Source organism: Actinomycetota bacterium, from assembly GCA_030019255.1.
Lineage (GTDB): Bacteria > Actinomycetota > Geothermincolia > Geothermincolales > RBG-13-55-18 > Solincola_A.
On the sequence record JASEFK010000002.1, the window covers coordinates 12,561 to 33,256 of the forward strand.

A 20,696-nucleotide genomic window follows, 5' to 3' on the forward strand; every position below is an offset into this window, starting at 1 on the left:
CGTGACCGCGCCCGGCACCATGGACCCGCGACTGAAGGAGAGCCTGGACCGCATCTTCCATCCCCGCGCGGCGGCCATCGTGGGGGTCTCCGAACGCCGGGACAATCCCGGGACCCTTCTCCTGCGCTCCTTCCTGGACATGGGGTTCGAGGGGGATCTCTTCCCGGTCAACCCCCGCCACGAAGAGATACTGGGGATGAGGTGCTACCCGGACATCTCCTCCCTTCCCCGCGTTCCCGACCTGGTGATCCTCAGCGTCCCTCCCTCCGCCGTGCCCGCGCTGGTGCGGGAATGCGCCGCGGCCGGGGCGGGAGGCTGCGTGGTCAACACCGCCGGGTTCTCGGAGACCGGCCGCCCTGAGGGCCGGCGCCTGGAGGAGGAGATCCGGGAGGCCCTGCGGGGAAGCGGGCTGCGCCTGGTGGGCCCCAACTGCATGGGTATCTATTCCGCCCGGGGCAAAGTGGCCCTCTTTGCCGGGATGTTCCCGGTGCAGGGGCAAGCCGGCATGATCTCCCAGAGCGGTTCCATCTCCAGCATTAGCTTCCTCACCGGGTTGGAGAGGGGCATCCTCTTCGACAAGATAGTCTCCAGCGGCAACGAGCTGGACCTAAACTGCGCCGACTACCTGGAATACCTGGCCGAGGACCCGGCGGTGGAGATCGTTCTGGCCTACCTCGAGGAGGTGCGCGACGCCCGCCGCTTCCTGGACACGGCATCGAGCATGCGGGGAAGGAAGCCACTGGTGATGATCAAAGGGGGCCTCACCCCCTCCGGGGAGAGGGCGGCGGCCAGCCATACCGCCGCCCTGGGAGGAAGGGCGGAGATCTTCCGGGGGGCGGCCCGCCAGGCGGGGATCGTGCTGGCCGACGACCTGGCCCAAATGCTGGATTTCTCCTCCGCCCTCCTCCACCTCCCTCCTTGTAAGGGGGACCGGGTGGCGGTGGTCAGCGCCCCCGGCGGCCTGGGAGTGAACTCCGCCGACGCCGTGGAGAGGGCGGGACTCTCCATGGCGCGGATCTCCCCGGAGACCCGCGAGGCGCTGGCTTCCTTACTCCCCCGCGAGGGCACCAGCCTTTCCAACCCGGTGGACCTGGGATTCGGGGCGGTGGTCCCCGGGAACTACCGGCGGGTGCTGGAGCTGCTGGACCGGGACCCCGGAGTGGACATCATCCTGGCCGTGGGCAGCGCCCCCGCCTCCCGCGACGGGGACATCGGGCTCCTCCGGGCCATAACCGACGAGGTCTTGGAGGCCAGGCCCAACCTCTCCAAGCCCCTGGTGGTGGTGCTCTTCCCCAGCTCCCTGGTTCAGCCCCAGGCGACGAGGCTGCACCAGGCCGGCGTGCCCGCTTACCTCACCCCCACCGCCGCCTGCCTCTCCCTCCGCCACTACGTGGATTTTCATCGCTCCTCCATCGCGGACCCTGGCTGAGGGAGGATTCGGAACCTACCGCACCACCTCGCGGAGCCTCCGAGCGGCCTCCTCGGGAGGAACCGGGTTGATGAACAGGCCGGAGGCCATCTCGAAGCCCGCGGTCACCGCGAGGCGGGGTATCAATTCCAGGTGCCAGTGATAATAGGCGTGGTCCGCTCCGTCGCAGGGTGCCGAATGAAGCCAAAGGTTATAAGGAGGGTCGCCGAGGAGTTCGGCCATTCCACGGAGCGCCCGGCACAGGGCATCAGCCATTCCCCGCAGCTCGGTCTCCCCGGCCCAGGAGAAATCGTCCCTGTGGCGGAGGGGCACGAACCAGGTCTCGTAGGGCTGCCGGGAGGCGTAAGGGGCCAGGGCGGCGAAGGTCGGGTTCTCCAGGACCATCCTTCCCTCTCGGCGGGCCTCCTCCACCGCCGCGCACAGGGGGCAACCCCGATCGCCGGCCCTCCTCCAGCGTCCCAGCTCCTCCCGCACCGCCCGGGGCACCAGGGGCAGGGCGAAGACCTGGGTATGGGGGTGCTCCAGGGAAGCCCCCGCCTCCCGGCCGTGGTTGAGGATGACGAGCACCTGCTTTATCCGCGGGTGCCCGCACAGTGCGCGGTGGCGGAGCCGGTAGGCGCGCATGAGCCGGTAGGCGGATTCCGGGTCCATGCGGGCCAGGGAGAGGTCATGGCGGGGGGAATGGATGATCACCTCGTGGAAGCCTTGCGCGGGGAGCACCCGGCGTCCTCCCCTCCCCCGCCCCGGGGGAAAGGAGGCTTCCAGCGCGGGGTAAAGGTTGGGGACCACCCGGATATTCCATCCCGGCCCGTCCTTACGCCTGTGCCCGTCGCTCTCCGCCCATACCTCCGGGGGCGTGAGGTGCTCGTTTCCCGGGCAGAAGGGACAGGGTTCTTTTTGGGATCCGGTTCCCCTCCCCCCACCCGGGCGGCGGGAGCGGGCAGGCGCCACGATGGTCCATCCCCCGGCCAGGGCATCGCGCCGCAGTTCCGGATGATCATCTCCCAGCACCATGTCCCTCCCCCGCCGCATCCGCCCCGGGCCTTGCCTCCACCGCCTCGCGGTCCACGGGCCGGGGCCTCCAGCCGATGACCCGCGCTGGCACTCCCCCCACCACCGCGTAAGGAGGTACATCCCGGTTCACCAGGCTCATGGCCCCGATGACCGAGCCCCTTCCCACGGTGACCCCCCGCAGGATGGTCACCTTCTCCCCCACCCAGATGTCCCCCTCCAGGCGGATGGGCTTCTTGGTGATGCCCTGGGAGCGTATGGAGATTACCGGGTCCCAGTAGTTGTGGTCGAAATCCACGATGTACACCGAGTCGGCGAAGAGGCATTCCGGCCCGATGTACACCCCGGCGTAGCAGTTCACCGTGTTGTCCGTTCCGAAGATGGTGTTATCCCCGATGTACAGCTCCCCCTCGTGGCAGCGTATGGCATTGTTCCGGCCTATCCACACCCAGCGCCCGATTCTTATGCGCCCCCCCTTCTTGAGCACCACCTCGTAGCGGCGGGGAAGGAAGATGAAACCCTCCGTCTCCACCCTGGGATGCAGGACCTTGAAGCGCAGGAAACGGTAGAGGAAAACCCAATAGCGCGGGGTGTACATGCGCCTGGAGATCACGAAACGGACGGTGCGGGTGAGCCATCTCCAGCCTCGGGGACGGTCCTCGGCCTCCAGGCCCTGAACCTTCTCCACCTCCCGCACGGCCTCCACGGCCTCCCGGCTGCAGCCCCCCAAGGCGGCCCCCTTTCGCATCACTTCCCGAGGCAGATGATCAGGTTGTAGAACCAGTCGCGGGGAAGATACCGGTAGAGCACGCGGTCCAGGGCGCGGGCCCTCTTGTAGGTGTTGTAGGCCCCCCACCTCCAGCGGTCGGTGATGTTCTCCTCGCTGACGCTCCCCTCCACGGTCCGTATCATCCAGCCGATGAAGCTGGAGCACAGCTCCTCGCACTCGTACCGGACCTCGCGGAAACCCACCTCGCGGGCCAGGGCGCAGAGCTCGCGGGGGCGGAAGTTGTGGATGTCCACCATGAACTCCAGCTCCTGGAGCTCGTGGTCCTCCGGAGACCCCGCGGCGTCGTAGCGGCGCAGCTCCACCCTTCTCTTTCCCAGCCGGCCGCCCAGTCGCGCGTACCACCTTATGCCGAAGGAGGCCAGGTCCTTGGCCACCCGGGCCAGCCGGTGCCCGGCCACCGTGGGTTCACCGGCCACCACGCATTTCCCCCCCGGCTTGAGCACGCGGTGGATCTCCCGGAGGGAAGCCCTCAGGTCGGGGAGGTGGTGGAGCACGGCGTGGCCGATGACCAGGTCGAAGGATTCGTCCTCGTAGGGGAGCTTCTCGGCATCCGCCTGCTGGAGGTGGACCTTGATGCCCAGCCGCTCGGCGTTCTCCCGGCAGACGTCGAGCATGCCCTGGGATATGTCGCATCCCCAGGCCTCGTCCAGGACCCCCGCCAGACCCAGGTTGAGCATGGCGTATCCCGTGCCGCACCCGATCTCCATGACCTTCACCCCGCGGGGGAAAGGTCCTCCCAGGCCCAGCTCGAACTTGGAGAGCACGAAGCGGGCCATGTCGTCGTCGAAGCGGATGGCCCACTTGCGGTCGTATTCCCGGCTGGTCTCGTCGTGGAAGACCAGGTTGGCTTCCTTGACATCCATAGGAAAGATTATATGTGCGGTATCGACGCATAACAACCGGAGCCTACCGGACGGCTCGAGTAAGCGAGAGGGCGGGAGGACCGTTCAACTCGTAAGCGCCGTCCCGCGCGATACGACGTCGGAGTTGTGGTTGTAGAATGGAGGATGAACATACATGTGAAGGATGAACGAGGAGGAACGACGATGAGTAACGCCGGGCGGTCCGGGCGGTGGGCTGCGTCGCTCAAGAGGTGGTGGGCTCCGGGCGACGTGATCCTGGTCCTGGCCGTGGGATTCCTGAGCGTCTTCCTCATCCTGCACGGCGCCAGCCGGGCGGGAGGGTCGAACCTCAAGGTGCGCGTCCTGGCCGACGGCCGGAAGGTGGCCGAACTGGACCTTCCGCAGGGAAAGCGATCCCTGGCCGTGGACGGTTACCAGGGGAAGAGTTACCTGGAGATCGAGGGCTGGAGGGTGCGCATGGTGGACTCCGCCTGCCCGGACAAACTGTGCGTGCGCACGGGATGGATATCCCGTCCCGGGGAGAGCATCGTCTGCCTTCCCAACCGGGTGGTCATCGAGGTGGTGAGCGGCGAAGGTGGCCCCGATGTCGTCAACCGCTGAGCTGAGCCCTCTCCACGGGATACCCCCCTCCGACCGCCGTGCCTACTTGATCAGTCGCCTGGGCCTGCTGGTGACCCTGGGCCTGGTGCTGCAGATCCTTGAGGGCATGCTGCCTCCCATTCTTCCCCTGCCCGGCGCCAAGCTGGGGCTGGCCAACCTGGCCACCCTGGTAGCCCTCTTCGTCCTGGGACCCTGGGAAGCCCTGGTCGTCAACCTGCTCCGCTGCCTTCTGGGCGGGCTGCTGCGGGGAAGTTTTGTGGGCCTGACCATAAGCCTGGCCGCCGGAACGGCCGCCACCCTGGTGATGATGGCCGTATACGTCGCAAGGCCCCCGGGGATGACCCTCACGGGACTGAGCATCGCCGGCGCCGTTTCCCACAACGCCGCACAGCTGGGGGTAGCCGTATGGCTAGTGGGTTTTCCGGGCCTTACACACTACCTTCCCTTCCTCCTCCTCCTGGCCCTGCCCACCGGCTTTCTGGTCGGCGTGCTGGCCCGCAGGTTGCTCCTGTCCCTGGGCCCCCTGTCCTCATTCTCCGCGGTTCCGTCTCGCCGCGCCCGCGGCAGTGGGGACGCCCAACGGGTTAACCTGCAGGGGAGGCCGCCCGCGCTTCCGGCCTCCCTCCAGGCGGAACCAATCCCCAATGAAAGGGAAGGAAGGGCCGGGCGGGAAGGCAAACCGGCCGTCCTCCTGGAAGGGGTTACCATGTGGTTTCCCGGGAGGGAGGATCGCCCAGCCCTCGCCGACCTCAACCTGCGGGTGGAGGAAGGGGAGTTCGTGGCGCTCACGGGGCTCAACGGTTCCGGGAAATCCACCCTCTGCCGCCTGGTGAACGGACTCCTGCTTCCCGGGCGGGGAAGGGTGCTGGTGTACGGACTGGATACCTCGGAGCCGGGCGACCTCCGCGAGATCCGCCGCCGCGTGGGCATGATACTGCAGGATCCCGACCACCAGGTGGTGGGCGCCACCGTGGAGGACGACGTGGCCTTCGGCCCCGAAAACCTGGGGCTTCCCCGCGAGGAGATAGCCCTGCGGGTGGAGGAGGCCCTGCGCCTGGCAGGCGTCGCCCACCTGCGCGACCGCCAGCCGCACCTGCTCTCGCTGGGGGAGAAGAAGAGGGTGGCCCTGGCCGGGGTGCTGGCCATGCGCCCCCGCATCATCCTCTCCGATGAATCCACCTCCATGCTGGACCCCGCGGGCCGGGCTGAGTTCCTGGACCTCCTCCAGCGCTGGCGAGAGGAGTGGATCATCACCCTGCTGCACGTCACCCACCGCCCGGAGGAATTCCTGCTCGCCGACCGCCTGGTGCTTCTGGAGGAGGGAAGGGTGTCCTTCGACGGCCCGCCCCAACTTTTCCTCTCCCGGCCCGAGCTCCGGGACCGCATCGCGGCGAGCGAGCCGGAACCCCTGCTCCTGTCCCGGGAACTGCGTAAGAAAGGATGGACGCTGCCCGAGTACCCCCGCGGCGTGGATGATATCCTGGAGGGCTTATGGGCCTCGCCCTGAGGAACGTCCATTTCTCCTACCATCCCGGTACTCCCCTAGCCAGGGAGGTGCTGCGCGGCGTAGACCTGGAGATCCGGGAAGGCGAGATACTCTTTCTACTGGGTCCAAGCGGTTGCGGAAAATCCACCCTTCTCCTGGTGGCGGCGGGACTGCTCACTCCCCAGCGGGGCACCTTGCTCCTGGACGGGAAGCCTTGTGACGGGGCGGGGGGCGCCCGGGCACGTTTGAGGCAGGAGGTGGGATTGCTCCTTCAGTCGCCGGAGGATCAGCTCTTCGCGGACACAGTGGAAGCGGACGTAGCTTTCGGCCTGCGCCGCGCCGGCCTCTCCCCCCGGGAGGTTAAGGAGAAAACGGCCGCGGCCCTGCGGTCCGTGGGGCTGGAACCCTCCCTTTATTTCCCGCTTTCGCCCTTCGGGCTCAGCCGTGGTGAGATGCGCCGGGTGGCCCTGGCCGGGGTGCTGGTGAGGGAACCCCGGCTGCTCTTCCTCGACGAGCCCTTCTCCGGCCTGGACGGCGAGGGGCGGAAACGGCTCGCCGCCCTCCTGCGCGAGCTGCGCGGCGCCGGCGCGGGCATCCTCTTCGTGACCCACGAATGGGAGGAGGTCGACCTCCTGGCGGACCGGGCGGCGGTGCTCTTCGAGGGGCGCCTGCTCCTGCAGGGGAAAAAGGAAAGGGTGCTCGGGGACCGGGAGGGGCTGCGCCGCGCCGGCCTGGAGCCCCCGCCCCGCGTGGAGCTTCTCCACCGCCTGCGATCCAGGTGCCCCTCCCTTCCCCCCTACGCCCGCGACGCGAAGGAAGCGGCGGAGAAAATCGATGCCTTGATGAGGGGTGATAGGGGATGAGGAACCTTCAGCGCATCCGGATCGGACAGTATTACCCTCTATCCTCTCCCGTGCACCGCCTGGACCCCAGGACCAAGCTGGCCTGCACCCTGGCCCTCCTGATAAGCGCCTTCCTGGTGCGCCGCCCGGGGGGCATGGTCCTCCTCCTGGTCTTCTGCCTAGCCGTCGTTTACCTGGCCAAGCTCCCCCCGGGGCAGACCCTTTCCTCCCTGCGCTCGGTGGCCGTCCTCCTCCTGATCACTGGGGTCGCCCAGCTCCTCTTCTCCCCCGGGCGGGAGATATGGAGATGGGGGCTCCTTTCCGTCACCAATACCGGGCTGGAGAATGGAGTGCTCTACTCCCTGCGGCTGGCCCTGGCCGTCCTGCTCCTGGGCATACTCACCATGACCACCGGACCGGTGGAGATGCTCTCCGGCCTGGAGTCCCTGGCCGCCCCCCTGCACAGGCTGGGCTTTCCTGTCCGGGACATGGCCATGATCCTGACCGCCGCCTTCCGCTTCCTGCCCCTCCTCCTGGGTCGCGCCGGGGACATAGCCCTGGCCCAGGAGGCGCGGGGTGCCGATCTCTCCGGCCGCAATCCCATTAGGCGGGTGTTAAACCTCGTCCCCCTGCTGGTCCCCCTCTTCTCCGCCTGCTTCCGCGACGCCGAGGAGCTGGGTGCCGCCCTGGCCGCCCGGGGTTACCAGGGCGAAGCGAGCCGCACCCACTACCGGGCGATGCGCTTCCGGCGCGCGGACTTGGCCGCCCTCGCGGCAGTAGCGGGGGTAGTGGCCCTCTCCCTGTGGCTTCCAGCCTGAAGAACCGGGATCCGGGCTCAACGCAGGGCTTGGACCAGGAAGTCCTCCCAGGGCACCTGGACCATGAAGTGGTCGTTGAAGTCCTTGATCATCACGTACATCCAGTAGAGGCCGTAGATGCCGCAGGTGACGAGGGTGAGGATCAGGAAGGTGACGAAATCCCGCCGGGGCACGGAAGGCACCGCCTGCCCGGCTTCCGCGGCCAGCCCCAGCTTGGCCAGCGCCCCGCTCATCAGGGTGAAGAACTGGGCCTCCAGGACGTCGTGCTGCACGTAATCCTGCATGAGCAGGTAGTAGAGGATCAGGTAGCCGATCCCGGTGAACATGCAGATGAGAAGCCAGATGGCAGCCCCCCGCTCCACAGCCATGGCGGCCATCTGCATGCGCACCTGCTCCAGCTGGGCAAGTTCCGGGGCAATGAGCTCCTCCCTGCCCTGGGCCCTGGCCCGCAGGGCGGCTACCGCGGCGTCGGCCACCCCGGCCATGCGCCGGAAATGTTCGTCCCTCCTCTGTACCAGCTTGTAGACGATGTACAGGCCGTAGATACCGCAGGTGACGATGGAGAGCAGGATGGCCGTCCCGGGATCGGTGATGAAATCCGTGCTCGCCCGGGCTCCCACCTGGTATTCGAGGGAGTTCCCAGCTTGCACCGCGTAGGGGACATCTTCCATGCTTACTTCTTTCCTCCTTCCCAACACATGAGCCGATCAAACTTCCACGCCGAAGAGCAGCAGTCGGGCCACCCAGGCCGCCGCAAGCAAGACCAATCCTGCTCTCGCCAGGCGCCTCCGGGCCTCTTCCCCTGGCCGGGGCAGCAAAGGTCGTCCGACCACCCACTCCAGGAAAAGCCCCAGGGTGACCACCGTCACCAGGAAATACAATGGTGGGCCCAGCAAGTGGTAACGGAAGGCCTCCGCGAGGCGTCCATGGGAGGCGGCGGCGAAGCTGCGCGACATCCCGCACAGCAGGCAGGGAAGGCCGGTGAGGTGGCGGAAAAGACACCCGGGGGAGAGGCGTTCCACCCACCCCTGCAGGTAGGGATAGAGAAAGGAGGCGGCGAGGACCAGGGTTCCTCCCGCCAGGAACGCCTCATCCTCATCCCGGACGAAGCGGCCGCTCGCCAGCCGTCTGACTTCCGTCGGCGAGCCTCTCCCCGGTTCCTTAACCGGCATTTCACTACATGACATATGTTGCCAGCTCATTTCATTCTTCGCGGTCCTGGAATCCCCGGAGACAGGAGCACTCGCCCGGTGGCCGAACGCCGTCCCTTCTCCAGCTACCGAAAGACAGCTTCCAGGAAATGCGGTTTTTCGTCCTTCCCCTGGCCCCGCTCCCGGTACTCCGTTCCTATTTTCAGGTCCTGCTCCGCAATCCTTTTTTTTATTATTCCCCGGTGGAGCCGAAATCATGTAAACAAAATAGTCCGGGGTCGGAAGGTCGAAGACCAGGCGGAATGTTCAAGGAGATAAATATATGCACCGAGAATTAAGAAGGCAAAGGATGGTGGATGATGAGAAGCCGGCGCCATGGCGAGCAGGATGGTTTCTCCGTCGTGGAGATGATGATGGTCCTCCTGATCATCGGCATCCTCCTGGGCATCGCCTTCGTCTCCTATTCCTTCTCCCTGGACCGCACCAGGCAGACCGCCTGCCGCGCCAACCTCAAGACCATAAGGGAGGCGATCCGTATGTACGAGGCCAAGAACGGAGCCTACCCCCCTTCCCTCCGGGACCTGGCACCCGAGTACTTGGAGGGGGGCTTCGACTTCCGCTGCCCCAGGTCGGGACAGGATTACCTCTACGATCCGTTGGAGGGCGAGGTACGGTGTCCGTATCACCAGGACCTGTGACCTTCGGGAGGAAGGAAAGCCCATGAGATACGCCAAGTTCGAGCGCCTGATACTCCTGGTGATGAGCCTGGCCGTCGCGGCCATGGCGGTGGGAATGGCGGTGCAGAAGACGGACGCCGTGGAGGTCCTGGGTCACTGCCTCATGCTGGTGGTCGTGGTGGCCAGCCTCTACGGGGGCAAGCGAGGGGCCGCCTTCTCCTTCCTCCTCTCCCTCGTCATCTATACCGCTTCCCGCCTGGCGTGGAGGGGGGAATTCCAGGGCGGGGTGCTCGTCCAGCTGATAGGGGCCAAGTTCCTGGTCTACGGGGTACTGGCCTTCCTCTGTTACTACATACGCGTCCAGTTCCGCTACTTCTTCGTGAAGATGGAGGAACAGGACCTGGTGGACGACGAGACCCAGGTGGGGAACGCCCGATTCCTGCACCGGGAGATACGGCACCGCATCCTGGAGCACGAGAGGTACGGGAAACCCTTCTCCCTGGTGATCTTCTCCTTCGATCCCGCCCTTCTCTCCCGGATGAGGAGCAGGGAAGTAAAGATACTCCGGGACATTACGGTCAACGTGCTCAAGAGCGACACCCGCGCCGTGGACGAACTCGCCCGGGTGGAAAACCGACTGGTGGTCCTCCTCCCCAACGTGGGACCGGAAGGGGCTCGGGCCTGCGGCGCCCGCCTGGGGGACAAGATAAACGGGATGCTCACCGGCCGGGAGAAAGAAGGCCCAGCCGAGGTCCGGGTGACCGTCAGCTCCTATCCCGAGGACCGCGAAACAATCGAGGGATTCCTCACCGAACTGGCAAAGGTCCTTTAGTCCACCCACGCCATCCGTCCTCGGAGGCTCGTGCCCGGGACTTCATCTTTGAGGTACATAGGGAGTGCTCGATTCGCTGAACCAGCCTGCCGTCCTCGGAGGCTCGTGTCCGGGGCTTCGCCCAGAGAGAAGAAAAATCTAATCCGTTCCCTTTCGCCCCTCGGTCAGGGAAGGGCCCTTCCCAAACACGGAAATCACACGAGGGTGGATAACCCTCTTCCCCGCCAGCCTGACGCTCCACCAGAAGGAGCCTCCTCCGGCGGCCGCCGCGGTGATAACCGCCGCGCCCTGGTGAACGCTTCCACCAACGGCGAGGAAGAGGAAGTACACGAGCAGGTAAGCGGCGGCCATGGATAGGAGGGGAATCCCGAAGGCCGCAAGGAAGGAGAGGAGCACGGCGCGGTCGGGGATGTCCAGAACCACCTCCTCCCCCTCTTGGGCTCCCGTTTCGTCGTGGGCCGTGAACTCAACCTCCCGGCCGCCGCACCGGGAAAAGATACCGCACGCTCCGCATTCGGCGCATTCCGCTCCCGCCACGCGCACCCGGACCCGCCCGTCCTCGCGGCCGACGACCAGACCCCTGCATTCCATGGGTCAAGTATAAGACCCGGGGTCAAGCTGATATAAGACCCGAGGCGGAGGTCGATTAACCCCCAAAGGAGGATACCTCCATATTGCCCTCCCGAAGCCTTTGTCTGATGGGCCAAGATTAGCCAGGTCGCCCTAGTATGGAAATTCTGCAGGACCAAGGCCGGTGCCTGCCCGATCAATACCGGCAAGTACGGAGTATACTCGTGCTATCCGTCGTTTCTCGGCAACCTTGTTAAAATCTCCGGTACAGGAATCTGCCTGGTCACGGGGAACAGCCATTCGCACCCAGGGAAGCCGAAGTCGGAAATCCAGGCATTGGACGGGCGTTAGCCCGCAACATAGCCATGGACCAAATTTGTTTTTATCAACTTGACGCTGCCGAAACCCAGCCGACCAATATCAACAGCCGATAAACTTGTCTCCTCTTCATCGGGCCCCGCAGCCCAGGCCACAAAGGCCGTATTCCCGCCGTTCACCCCGGTAAGCATCGTCTCCTCCCCACCACCGCGTCCCGCAGCCGGAAGCCTTATGGTCTTCATCCCCGCCGTTTTCCGGACCCCGGACATGTCACCGGTCACCCGACCAGGTATAAACAATTTTCGGGGTCATTAAAAATTTTTTTGGAAATTTCGAAAAAACCCTGGACATCACCTGGGGCAAGGGTTAAATTACAATACGGTTTTATTGTGCTCGGAACAGGCGGTTTTCCCGCGGACATGGAGCATCAATGAGAATCGGGGCAGGGATAAACGCCGGGTTGAGAAAGAGGATCAGGGGTGGAGTCCACCCTCCGGACAACAAGCACCTCACCGCCGATAAACCCATCATCCGCATGGAAGCCCCGGAGCTGGTTACCATCCCCCTCCGCCAGCACATCGGAGCGCCCTGCTCCCCGCGGGTGGACAAGGGAGACCGCGTACTCGTGGGCACGGTGATCGGTGACTCCGAAGCCTTCGTCTCCGCCCCCGTGCATTCCAGCGTCTCGGGAACAGTGCGGGGCATAGCCCCCCATCCCCATCCGGCGGGCGGCGAATCACCGGCAGTGATCATCGAAAACGACGGCCGGTACGAGCGGGATCCCTCCCTTCAGCCGTTGGAATGGGAGAACATGGAGCCCGAGGACATCCGCCGCGCCGTGCGCGAGGCGGGAATGGTGGGGCTGGGAGGGGCCGCCTTTCCCACCCACGTGAAGCTGGCGCCCCCGAAAGAATTCCCCATCGACACGGTAATCCTCAACGGCGCGGAGTGCGAGCCCTTCCTCACCGCCGACTACCGCCTGATGCTCGAACATACCGAGGAGGTGGTGGAAGGGCTGAGGATCATCATGAAGGCCGTGGGGGCCCCCCGGGCTATCATCGCCGTGGAGGACAACAAGCCCCTGGCCGTCCGAAGGTTGGCGGAGGTGGTCCGCGACCCGGCCATCGAGCTGCGCACCCTCAGGACCCGCTACCCGCAGGGCGCGGAGAAGGTGCTCATCACCAACCTGCTGGGCAGGGAGGTCCCCTCCGGGGGGTTGCCCATGCACGTGGGGGTGGTGGTGAACAACGTGGGGACGGCACGGGCCATCACCAGTTACTTCCGGACCGGCCTGCCCCTGGTGGAGAGGGTGGTCACGGTGACCGGCTCGGTGATCCGGGAACCCTCCAACCTCCTGGTTCCCCTGGGTACCAGCTTCGCCGCCGCCGTGGAGGCCTGCGGCGGGTTCATGTCCCACCCGGCCAAGGTTATCATGGGCGGACCCATGATGGGCCTGGCCCAATATACACTGGAGGTTCCGGTGGTCAAGGGAACCTCGGGCATCCTGGCCCTCTCGGACGAGGAAGCGGCGTACGAGATCCCCCGGGAACCGGTGTGCATCCGCTGCGGCCGCTGCGTGGAGGCCTGTCCCATGAACCTGGTCCCCACCTACCTGGCAGCCTTTTCCCACCGCGAGAAATGGGACGAGGCGAGGCGGCTGAACATCAACGACTGCATCGAGTGCGGATGCTGCACTTACACCTGTCCCACGCGTAACCCCATCGTGCAGCTCATAAAGTTCGGAAAGGCGGAACTGGCCCGCCTGAAGGCCGCCGAGGAAAGGCGAGCCCGGGAAAGGGAAGCCGCCGGCCAGCAGGGAGGTTGAAATGGAGACCTCCAGATTCATAATATCCACTTCCCCTCACATCCGGGACCCCATAACCACCCGGAAGATCATGTGCCAGGTGATCATCGCCCTGGCCCCGGTGACCTTGTATTCGGTCATCATCCACGGCATTCACGGCTTTTACGTCATCCTCTCCTCCATCGCCGGGGCGCTCCTGGGCGAACTGGCGGTGCAGAAGGCCAGGCGCCTCCCAGTGACCCTGGACGACTGCAGCGCCCTGCTCACCGGCCTGCTCCTGGCCCTCACCCTTCCTCCACGGGTCAACTGGTGGATAGCCCTGGTGGCCGGGCTGGTGGCCACCGTGCTGGGAAAACAGGTCTTCGGCGGACTGGGCCACAACCTCTTCAATCCCGCCCTGGTGGGAAGGGCAGTGGCCTTCGTCTCCTGGGCCGCCTACATGACGGCGGGGTACGTAAAATCGGCGGCCATCGGCATTGCCAACACCTCGGCACACAAGGCCATCGAGAAGGCGGTGGACGTGGCCGGAGGAGCCTCCCCGCTGGCGGCCATGAAGATCGTTTACGACCCCTCCCTCAGCCCCGTCGGGCCTGGCGGAGTTCCCCACGGTATCCAGGCTTCTTCCTACTACAAGCCCCTTCTTTTCGCCAATCCCTGGGGATGTTTGGGGGAGGTCTCGGCCCTGCTCCTCATCCTGGGAGGCGTTTACCTGGTGTTCATGCGCATCATCGACTGGAGGATACCGGTCATCTACGTGAGCACGGTGGCCGCGCTCACCGCCCTTACCGGCAGGGACCCCCTCTTCTACACCCTGGCGGGTGGGTTACTCATCGGGGCCATTTTCATGGCCACCGACTACACTACCAGCCCCCTGGCCCCGCGCGGAAAGGTGATCTACGCCCTGGGGCTGGGCCTGGTGACCTGGCTCCTGCGTTTCTGGTCCAACAATCCGGAGGGCGTGATGTTCGCCATCCTCTTCATGAACGGGCTGGTACCCATAATCGACCGCTACATCCTGCCCCGCACCTACGGTAAGGTCCCCAGGACCAAGGAGGCGAGCGGATCATGATGCGCCACGTCCTCAATCTCGGCCTGCGCCTCTTCCTGGTCTGCGCGGTGGCCGCGGCCGGACTGGGGTTCACCTACACCGTGGTCAAGGACCGCATTGCCCAGGAGGAGGCCAAGCGGCGGGCCAGGGCGGCGGAGGCGGTGCTTTCCTCCATACAGGCTCAACCCCGGGAGAGCGAGGAACTGACGGCGCTGCTGCAACCCGCTTTCCCTGACCTCCTGACCGTCTTCGAGGGCCTGGACGAGGCCGGCCGGCGTGCCGGTTACGCCTTCGTACTCAAGAGCAAGGGCTATAACTTCATCACCATGGCCGTAGGGGTGGACATGGAGGGGAAGGTCACCGGCATCAAGGCGGTGAGCAACGAGGAGACCCCGGGGCTGGGGGCGGTGGCCCTGGACTCGGAGGAATATCTCTCCAATTTCCAGGGCAAGGGCCCAGAGCCCCTGACCCTCAAGGTGGACGTGGACGCCTGGACGGGAGCCACCTTCACCTCCAAGGGCATCACCAACGGGGTGAACAAGGCCCTGGAGATGTGGAGAAAACTGCAGGAGGGGGGTGAGGATTGACCGTGGAGGAGAAGAAGAGGACCCTCTGGGGCGAGTTGCGCAAGGGCTTCATCACCACCAACCCCCTCCTGGTGCTCATGGTGGGGCTGTGTTCCGCATTGGCCATCTCCACCCGGGTGGAGAACTGCATCTTCATGGGGCTGGCGGTCATCTTCGTGCTCACCTGTTCCAACGTTATCATCTCTCTGATTCGCAACTTCATCCCCGACCAGGTGCGCATCCCCATCTACATCGTGGTCATCGCCTCCTTCGTGACCATCGTGGACCTTACCCTGAAGACCATCCCGGCGGTCTACGAAAGGCTGGGGGTGTGGATACCCCTCATCGTGGTCAACTGCATTATCCTGGCCCGGGCAGAGGGATACGCATCCAGCGCCAAAGTATCTCACGCCTTCATGGACGGGCTGGGCATAGGGATGGGTTACACCTCCGTGCTGCTCATCATGAGCGTCTTCCGGGAACTCTTCGGGACCGGGAAGATAGTGCTCTTCGAGAAGAAGGTCATCGACCTGCATATCAAGGCGGTGCCAATGATACTGATCATGTTCCCCGGCGCCTTCATCACCTACGCCTTGCTTTCCGCCCTGCTGCAATGGTACCAGGCGCGGAAAAAACCCGGAGCCGAGGAGGGATAGTCGTGAACGAGGCCTGGAGATACTTCCTTCTCTTCTTCGGCGCCTCCGTGGTGGCCAACATCCTGCTCATCCGCTTCATCGCCCTGTGCCCCTTCTTCGGGGTCTCCACCAGCCTGGAGACCTCCCTGGGGATGAGCATCTCGGTCATCTTCGTCATGACCATGGCCACCTCGGTGAGCTGGATAGCCTGGAATTACGTCCTTGAGCCGTTGGGGGTGGGGGAGTTCCTATACATCCCCTCCTTCATCCTCATCATCGCCAGCCTGGTGCAATTTGTGGAGATGGTGATCAAAAAGACCAGCCCTCCTCTCTACCGGGCCATGGGCATCTACCTGCCCCTGATCACCACCAACTGCGCCGTCCTGGCCGCGGCCACGGAAAGCGTCAAGCCGGGTTTCTTCACCAAACTCAACGTGGCTTACCACTATGGGTTCCCCGAGGCGCTGGTCTACACCATAGGCGTGGCCGTGGGCTTCTCCCTGGTGCTCATCTTCTTCGCCGCCATGCGGGAGAGGCTGGAGCTGGCCCCCATTCCCAAGTTTTTCCGCGGGGTGCCCATCGCCTTCATCACCGCTGCCCTCTTCTCCCTGGCCTTCATGGGCTTCGCAGGGATGTTCAACCTTTGAGGGGTGAGACATGGACTGGTCCCTGGTGTGGAAAGCGATAATCAGCCTGGCGGGCTTCGGCATCCTGTTGGGAGCTGTTCTAGCCGTGGCCTCCAGGCGCTTCCACGTGGAAACCGATCCCCGGATGGCGGAGATCCTGGAGATCCTCCCCGGCTCCAACTGCGGGGCCTGCGGCCTTCCCAGCTGCGAGGCGGCCGCCGAGGCGGTGGCCAAAGGCGAGGTCCCGGTCAGCGTCTGCCGGGCTGGGGGCCCGGACGTGACCATCGCCGTGGGAAGGATCATGGGCCTGGAGGTGGAAGCCGGGGTGGCCCTGGTGGCCCACATCCACTGCCGTGGCGGGAAATCCCTCTCCCCCCAGCGCGCCTTCTACCAGGGGGTGAATTCCTGCCGCGCCGCCCACCTGCTGGGAGGGGGTAAGGCCTGTCCCTTCGGGTGCCTGGGACTCCAGGACTGCGCCGACGTCTGCCCGGTGAGCGCCATCGCCTTCGACGAGGAGGGCATCCGCCGGGTTAACGTGCACAAGTGCACGGGATGCGGGCTGTGCGCCGACGTATGTCCCCGTGACCTCATAGAGATAGTTCCCGCCGCGGCCAAGGTCTTCGTGCGCTGCAAGAGCCGGTACACGGGGAAGAAGGCCACCTCGGTGTGCAAGGTGGCGTGCATAGGCTGCCGGCGCTGCGAGAAGGCCTGCCAGGTGGACGCCATACGCGTGGAGAACGGCTTCGCCTCCATCGACTACACGAAATGCACCAACTGTGGCGATTGTGCCGCGGTCTGCCCCACTGACTCCATACAGGTGTGGGTGGAAAGGGCGGGGCACTCGGAGGGCGGGGAGTTCGTGGTCCCGGAGAAGAAAAAGCGGCAGGAGAAGGAAAAGGACAAGAAAGAGGAGTCGACTTCTTCTCGGGCAGGGGAAGACGAGGCGGAAGTAGACTCCTCCTGACCAGTGAGGTTGAATAACACCCACCCGTCATCCCTGCAGCCAATTCAGGGTGGGGACCAGGAAGGGATATTCCTCGCTCAGGGCCGTGAAATCAGGTCCCGCCAGGACCCCCCATTCGCGAACCCAGGGCAGGCGGTTGTCGTAGGCCACCTCCACCTTACAGCCGCTTGCCACCCCGGAATCGGCTAAAATGCGCTCCGCCACACCCTCCGCGAGGCGTTGAAAGAGCTCGTGGGGCTCATCCTCACCGCCCCCCAGGTTCGCGGGCAGGAAGAGACCCAGGAGCCCGGGAGCACGGAAGACGGCGATGGCCGGATGGTAGACCAGGGCGAAAAGGCGGCTGCGGAAGCGGAAGACATGGTGGCCGCTGTGCGGAAGGCAGTAGGTGCCCTCCTGCCTCTCCCCGCGCTCGCAGGGAGGAAAGACTTCCTCTACCGTCTCCCGCAGGATGACGTCCAGCGCCCCGCAGGTCCGCTCCCAGGAAGTCCCACCCGAAAAGGATATCTCGGCGAAGAGGGAACCCCGCATGGGAAGCGGCTGCACCCTCTCCATCTCCAGGGGCTCCAGGAAATGGACCAACCCGCGGGCCGCGTAAGCCGTATATGCCTCCTCGCCCATTCCGGCCAGGCGGCGCATGGCCTCCCGCTCGAGCCGCAGGAGCCGGGCGCGCAGTCGCACCAATCCCCAATTCCCGTGGTCCCCGGCGTGGAGAAGGACCGGGAGGCGGGGAAAATCGCGGGTGAGCACGTCCCTCACGTGGGCGGGGAAGTCGGGGCGGTCGAAATCCTTCTTGCGGGGTGAGTAGAGGAAGCCGATCCTCCTTCCATCCGGGAGCTCGGGCAGGCGGCTTACCGGCAGGTAATGGGGTGAGGCCTGGGGAGGCGGCTCCCCCCGGCGCAGGGCGGCCCGCATCTCCCCCATCACGTAGGCCGGGTAGTAGGCTCGGGGCTGGTAGATGGCGGCATAGGGGCTGAGCATCCCTTCCGCCTCCACCGTATCCCCCTCGCGCAGTATCTCCCTGAAGATGCCCTCCTTTATTCCCTGCACCTCCAGGCCGGAGAAGGTTTCTCCCCGGCGGTCATTGCCCTCCGCCGAGGCATGCTCGGAGAGGGCGTAGCATATGGAAAACTTTCCCATCTCCTCGGCCAGGAGGTTCCGTTTCCTCCCCGCGGGCGTGCGGTACCTTTCCTCCATGCTCCCCATTATAGCCAGGCGGGCGGTAAACGACCTTCACCCGTTGCCCGCACCCCCTTCCTGGGCAGGCCGCCATGGACCGCCGCCCACCCCGTGGACCTGGACATTCCTTAACCCCATTTCCCCACGGCACCTGCCTGCTGCCGGGGACTCCCTCCCTTGGACTCCTCATCCCTTTTCTCCAGGGCGTGGACCCGGGTCACGGCCCATGTACCGTGGACGGTTAACCATTGCTGCTCTCATGCTCTCGTGCCCGGCCTCCAAGGCCTGAGCCCGGGGAAACGGCCCATACCCCTTCTTTATCGTGACCGGCTCCGCCGGTGACAAGTGATAAGATATTTCCGGCGCACGCGTACGAGAGGGCGGGACGAAAGGGGGTTCTGCCTTGACTGAAGCATACGATGTTACCATCTACGGCGCCGGCATGTCCGGACTGGTGGCGGCCATCGACCTGGCGCGCCGCGGTTACCGGGTGGTGGTACACGACCGCGAAGGGGATTACGGGGGGGACAGCATCTACAACCCCTCCACCCATACCACCTCCATCGACGTGGAACGTACCTCCGAGTACATCGGAATCGATCTCTCGCCAGTGTTCCATCCCCTTCTACGCTGTCCCTTCTACTTCCACGAGGCCGTCTTCCATCCACCCCTGGAGGTCCTGGACATGTACACCGTGGAGCGGGGCAACCGCCCCACCAGCCTGGACACCCTGCTTTACGGCGAGGCCCGGAAGCTGGGGGTGGAGTTCCGCTTCAACTCTCCCCTCCGGAAGGAGGACCTGCCCGGGCTTCCCGAGAACACCATCATCGCCTGCGGCCTCACCCCCAGCGTCTACGAGATGCTGGACCTTCCCTACCTGCGCTGGTACGGCTGGATATCCCGTGGGGAGATCGGCTTCAGCAACCTCTCCTGGATCTGGGTGGACGAGGTAGTCTCGGAATACGGTTATCTTAGTTCCTGCAACAACTACTACTTCGATCTCCTCTTTTCCAATCGCCACATCGACCGGAAGGCCCTGGCCAAGTACCGGGATTTCATGGTCCGCCACGAGGGGGTGGAGCACGACAACTGGACCTACGTGTCGGGCGCGGTCCCCCTGGCCAGCCCCGATAATCCCCGTCTCTTCCACCACGGCCTCATCCTCTGCGGGACCATCAGCGGGGCCATGGACCCCTTCTTCTGGTTCGGCATCCTGGGGGCGCTGGTGACGGGAAAGGTGGCAGCCATGGCCGTGTACGACCGCTCCAAAGCCGTCGAGGAGTTCAATCGCTTCAACCGCCATTACCGGCGCGGGTATAACTTCAAGAACCGGGTGTGGTACCGGATACGGCCCCACGTGAACTGGCTGGAATGGCAGATGAGCCTGGTAGGCCCCACGCGGATGAAGAAGCTGGCCGCCCTCTACTTCAGCCGTTTCCGGGCCCCCTTCAACCTTCCCGGCTTCGCCCGTCTCGGTGTCTACTGACCACCGCGAATACGCAGGGCAGCGATGGGGTCCAGCACAAAGACCCTGCCTTCCCCCAGCAAGATTCAGGGGTCAGTCCCTTTCCCTTTCTCTTTCCCAGCAACAGCAAGTGACTGACCCCAATCTATTGCGTGGAGAAGAGCGAGACCGTTACCCGGCGGCTTATTTTCTCAATATACCCCCAGGGGTATCATAATTCAAGACCTGACCCCTTTGATGAGGTCGCCCACGCGGGGAGGCATGGCGTTGTACACCTCGTCCACGCGAAGGGCGTAGCGTCTCCTCCCCGCGGCCAGGAGCTCCCCCTTCACCTTGTAGGACTTGGCGTCCATGGTCACCAGGGCCATGGCCGCGGGACAGGGAGTGCGCACCTCCGATAGCTCCCGGTTGTAGGACGCGGCCCTGAAGAACAGCAGGCCCGGTCCCTTCTCCACCACCGGGAGCACCGGTATCACCCGGGGGTAGCCGTCCTCCCCCATCACCGCCAGGGCTTTGATGGAGGTTAACATGGTAAATTTTTCCTTAACCAATCGGGGCATGTCCACCCCCTGCGGTAGCCCGTCCCGACCGCACAGCCTCAGGCGCACCAGGTCCAGGGGGATGGAGAGGAAGGAGGCCCGGCGCACCGGGCCCTGGTCCCGCACGTCGATGACTCCCGCCGACCTCACCCCGGAATAGGCGTTGTAGCGCATGAGGGGGGAGGAGTCGATGGTCTCCTTGTAAGGACCGGTGCGCTCGAATCCCCGGAAGTCCCCGGTGAGGGTGACCATCTCCAGCTTGGTGTTCACGCAGGCCATACCCACCCTGGGGTTGTTTGCCAGGTATTCCCTGCTCCTCCACATGAGGAACTCCCCGAAGATAAGGCGGTCCCGGCGATCGTCCGGTGACGGTTGCAGGGTGACGATGAGAGCCACGTTGGGGCGGCCCTCTGGGTCCACGGTGGCCAGGAACTTGGCCGCCATCTCTTCGGCGAAAAGCCCGCGCGCCTCGGGCGAGAGTTCCAC

Annotated in this window: 22 protein-coding genes; 14 read left to right on the forward strand and 8 right to left on the reverse strand. The window is 64.9% G+C overall.

The window, feature by feature from the left end:
* Window position 1: 1 nt before the first annotated feature.
* On the forward strand, window positions 2–1,429 hold the full coding sequence (locus QME84_01730) for a CoA-binding protein (GenBank protein ID MDI6872995.1): 1,428 nt from the start codon (window positions 2–4) through the stop codon (window positions 1,427–1,429).
* Between the two features lie 15 nt (window positions 1,430–1,444).
* On the opposite strand, the gene QME84_01735 is transcribed toward QME84_01730, so the two are convergent.
* From QME84_01735 to QME84_01745, 3 genes are read right to left on the reverse strand one after another with little or no spacing between them, the layout of a single operon-like run.
* Entirely contained in the window at window positions 1,445–2,443 is a 999-nt protein-coding gene (locus QME84_01735; protein ID MDI6872996.1) for a galactose-1-phosphate uridylyltransferase, read from the reverse strand.
* On the reverse strand, window positions 2,427–3,188 hold the full coding sequence (locus tag QME84_01740) for an acyltransferase (GenBank protein MDI6872997.1): 762 nt from the start codon (window positions 3,186–3,188) through the stop codon (window positions 2,427–2,429). The genes QME84_01735 and QME84_01740 overlap by 17 nt, the downstream gene beginning before the upstream one ends.
* The gene (locus tag QME84_01745) at window positions 3,188–4,093 is read right to left on the reverse strand and encodes a class I SAM-dependent methyltransferase (GenBank protein ID MDI6872998.1); all 906 of its coding nucleotides are present in this window, start codon (window positions 4,091–4,093) and stop codon (window positions 3,188–3,190) included. The genes QME84_01740 and QME84_01745 overlap by 1 nt, the downstream gene beginning before the upstream one ends.
* 183 nt (window positions 4,094–4,276) lie before the next feature.
* Here QME84_01745 and QME84_01750 point away from each other — a divergent pair, with 183 nt between their 5' ends.
* From QME84_01750 to QME84_01765, 4 genes are read left to right on the forward strand one after another with little or no spacing between them, the layout of a single operon-like run.
* A complete protein-coding gene (locus tag QME84_01750) occupies window positions 4,277–4,693 on the forward strand; it encodes a NusG domain II-containing protein (protein ID MDI6872999.1) in 417 nt (138 codons plus the stop codon).
* Window positions 4,677–6,200, forward strand: a complete 1,524-nt coding sequence (locus tag QME84_01755; protein MDI6873000.1) for a Gx transporter family protein — start codon at window positions 4,677–4,679, stop codon at window positions 6,198–6,200. The genes QME84_01750 and QME84_01755 overlap by 17 nt, the downstream gene beginning before the upstream one ends.
* Window positions 6,185–7,042 (forward strand): ATP-binding cassette domain-containing protein, encoded by an 858-nt coding sequence (locus QME84_01760; protein MDI6873001.1) that lies wholly within the window; start codon window positions 6,185–6,187, stop codon window positions 7,040–7,042. The genes QME84_01755 and QME84_01760 overlap by 16 nt, the downstream gene beginning before the upstream one ends.
* Window positions 7,039–7,839: an energy-coupling factor transporter transmembrane protein EcfT gene (locus QME84_01765; GenBank protein ID MDI6873002.1), complete on the forward strand. Its 801-nt coding sequence runs from the start codon at window positions 7,039–7,041 to the stop codon at window positions 7,837–7,839. Before QME84_01760 ends, QME84_01765 begins: the two co-directional genes overlap by 4 nt.
* 17 nt (window positions 7,840–7,856) lie before the next feature.
* Here the strand turns inward: QME84_01765 and QME84_01770 are convergent, their stop codons facing one another.
* Window positions 7,857–8,510, reverse strand: coding sequence for a DUF4234 domain-containing protein (locus QME84_01770; GenBank protein ID MDI6873003.1), 654 nt, complete (start codon window positions 8,508–8,510; stop codon window positions 7,857–7,859).
* A gap of 36 nt (window positions 8,511–8,546) precedes the next feature.
* A complete protein-coding gene (locus tag QME84_01775; GenBank protein MDI6873004.1) occupies window positions 8,547–9,011 on the reverse strand; it encodes a DUF2752 domain-containing protein in 465 nt (154 codons plus the stop codon).
* Window positions 9,012–9,349: 338 nt separating this feature from the next.
* Here QME84_01775 and QME84_01780 point away from each other — a divergent pair, with 338 nt between their 5' ends.
* Both QME84_01780 and QME84_01785 read left to right on the forward strand, forming a co-directional pair.
* Window positions 9,350–9,688: a prepilin-type N-terminal cleavage/methylation domain-containing protein gene (locus QME84_01780; protein ID MDI6873005.1), complete on the forward strand. Its 339-nt coding sequence runs from the start codon at window positions 9,350–9,352 to the stop codon at window positions 9,686–9,688.
* 22 nt (window positions 9,689–9,710) lie between these two features.
* Window positions 9,711–10,499: a hypothetical protein gene (locus QME84_01785; GenBank protein ID MDI6873006.1), complete on the forward strand. Its 789-nt coding sequence runs from the start codon at window positions 9,711–9,713 to the stop codon at window positions 10,497–10,499.
* Between the two features lie 138 nt (window positions 10,500–10,637).
* Here the strand turns inward: QME84_01785 and QME84_01790 are convergent, their stop codons facing one another.
* Complete coding sequence (locus QME84_01790) at window positions 10,638–11,090, reverse strand: SoxR reducing system RseC family protein (GenBank protein ID MDI6873007.1); 453 nt, start codon at window positions 11,088–11,090, stop codon at window positions 10,638–10,640.
* A gap of 727 nt (window positions 11,091–11,817) precedes the next feature.
* Here QME84_01790 and rsxC point away from each other — a divergent pair.
* Genes rsxC through QME84_01820 form a run of 6 tightly spaced genes read left to right on the forward strand, consistent with a single transcriptional unit; the run spans window position 11,818 to window position 17,030 of the window.
* On the forward strand, window positions 11,818–13,212 hold the full coding sequence (gene rsxC / locus QME84_01795; protein MDI6873008.1) for an electron transport complex subunit RsxC: 1,395 nt from the start codon (window positions 11,818–11,820) through the stop codon (window positions 13,210–13,212).
* 1 nt (window position 13,213) lies between these two features.
* Window positions 13,214–14,260, forward strand: a complete 1,047-nt coding sequence (locus tag QME84_01800) for an RnfABCDGE type electron transport complex subunit D (GenBank protein MDI6873009.1) — start codon at window positions 13,214–13,216, stop codon at window positions 14,258–14,260.
* Window positions 14,257–14,826: an FMN-binding protein gene (locus QME84_01805; protein ID MDI6873010.1), complete on the forward strand. Its 570-nt coding sequence runs from the start codon at window positions 14,257–14,259 to the stop codon at window positions 14,824–14,826. The genes QME84_01800 and QME84_01805 overlap by 4 nt, the downstream gene beginning before the upstream one ends.
* A 2-nt stretch (window positions 14,827–14,828) precedes the next feature.
* On the forward strand, window positions 14,829–15,461 hold the full coding sequence (gene rsxE / locus QME84_01810) for an electron transport complex subunit RsxE (GenBank protein ID MDI6873011.1): 633 nt from the start codon (window positions 14,829–14,831) through the stop codon (window positions 15,459–15,461).
* A gap of 2 nt (window positions 15,462–15,463) precedes the next feature.
* A complete protein-coding gene (locus tag QME84_01815) occupies window positions 15,464–16,087 on the forward strand; it encodes an Rnf-Nqr domain containing protein (protein ID MDI6873012.1) in 624 nt (207 codons plus the stop codon).
* Between the two features lie 10 nt (window positions 16,088–16,097).
* On the forward strand, window positions 16,098–17,030 hold the full coding sequence (locus tag QME84_01820) for an RnfABCDGE type electron transport complex subunit B (protein ID MDI6873013.1): 933 nt from the start codon (window positions 16,098–16,100) through the stop codon (window positions 17,028–17,030).
* Between the two features lie 27 nt (window positions 17,031–17,057).
* Here QME84_01820 and QME84_01825 read toward each other — a convergent pair whose 3' ends face one another.
* On the reverse strand, window positions 17,058–18,224 hold the full coding sequence (locus QME84_01825; GenBank protein MDI6873014.1) for a hypothetical protein: 1,167 nt from the start codon (window positions 18,222–18,224) through the stop codon (window positions 17,058–17,060).
* Window positions 18,225–18,609: 385 nt separating this feature from the next.
* On the opposite strand from QME84_01825, the gene QME84_01830 reads away from it, so the two are divergent.
* On the forward strand, window positions 18,610–19,692 hold the full coding sequence (locus QME84_01830; protein MDI6873015.1) for an NAD(P)-binding protein: 1,083 nt from the start codon (window positions 18,610–18,612) through the stop codon (window positions 19,690–19,692).
* A 197-nt stretch (window positions 19,693–19,889) separates the two neighbouring features.
* Here QME84_01830 and QME84_01835 read toward each other — a convergent pair whose 3' ends face one another.
* The gene (locus QME84_01835; protein MDI6873016.1) at window positions 19,890–20,696 is read right to left on the reverse strand and encodes a pyridoxamine 5'-phosphate oxidase family protein; all 807 of its coding nucleotides are present in this window, start codon (window positions 20,694–20,696) and stop codon (window positions 19,890–19,892) included.

Bases quoted from the DNA above. Each gene is read 5' to 3' on its own strand.
- QME84_01735 (MDI6872996.1), bottom strand. From the start codon at position 2,443: ATGGTGCTGGGAGATGATCATCCGGAACTGCGGCGCGATGCCCTGGCC.
- QME84_01740 (MDI6872997.1), bottom strand. From the start codon at position 3,188: ATGCGAAAGGGGGCCGCCTTGGGGGGCTGCAGCCGGGAGGCCGTGGAG.
- QME84_01745 (MDI6872998.1), bottom strand. From the start codon at position 4,093: ATGGATGTCAAGGAAGCCAACCTGGTCTTCCACGACGAGACCAGCCGG.
- QME84_01750 (MDI6872999.1), top strand. From the start codon at position 4,277: ATGAGTAACGCCGGGCGGTCCGGGCGGTGGGCTGCGTCGCTCAAGAGG.
- QME84_01755 (MDI6873000.1), top strand. From the start codon at position 4,677: ATGTCGTCAACCGCTGAGCTGAGCCCTCTCCACGGGATACCCCCCTCC.
- QME84_01760 (MDI6873001.1), top strand. From the start codon at position 6,185: ATGGGCCTCGCCCTGAGGAACGTCCATTTCTCCTACCATCCCGGTACT.
- QME84_01765 (MDI6873002.1), top strand. From the start codon at position 7,039: ATGAGGAACCTTCAGCGCATCCGGATCGGACAGTATTACCCTCTATCC.
- QME84_01770 (MDI6873003.1), bottom strand. From the start codon at position 8,510: ATGGAAGATGTCCCCTACGCGGTGCAAGCTGGGAACTCCCTCGAATAC.
- QME84_01775 (MDI6873004.1), bottom strand. From the start codon at position 9,011: ATGCCGGTTAAGGAACCGGGGAGAGGCTCGCCGACGGAAGTCAGACGG.
- QME84_01780 (MDI6873005.1), top strand. From the start codon at position 9,350: ATGAGAAGCCGGCGCCATGGCGAGCAGGATGGTTTCTCCGTCGTGGAG.
- QME84_01785 (MDI6873006.1), top strand. From the start codon at position 9,711: ATGAGATACGCCAAGTTCGAGCGCCTGATACTCCTGGTGATGAGCCTG.
- QME84_01790 (MDI6873007.1), bottom strand. From the start codon at position 11,090: ATGGAATGCAGGGGTCTGGTCGTCGGCCGCGAGGACGGGCGGGTCCGG.
- rsxC (MDI6873008.1), top strand. From the start codon at position 11,818: ATGAGAATCGGGGCAGGGATAAACGCCGGGTTGAGAAAGAGGATCAGG.
- QME84_01800 (MDI6873009.1), top strand. From the start codon at position 13,214: ATGGAGACCTCCAGATTCATAATATCCACTTCCCCTCACATCCGGGAC.
- QME84_01805 (MDI6873010.1), top strand. From the start codon at position 14,257: ATGATGCGCCACGTCCTCAATCTCGGCCTGCGCCTCTTCCTGGTCTGC.
- QME84_01820 (MDI6873013.1), top strand. From the start codon at position 16,098: ATGGACTGGTCCCTGGTGTGGAAAGCGATAATCAGCCTGGCGGGCTTC.
- QME84_01825 (MDI6873014.1), bottom strand. From the start codon at position 18,224: ATGGAGGAAAGGTACCGCACGCCCGCGGGGAGGAAACGGAACCTCCTG.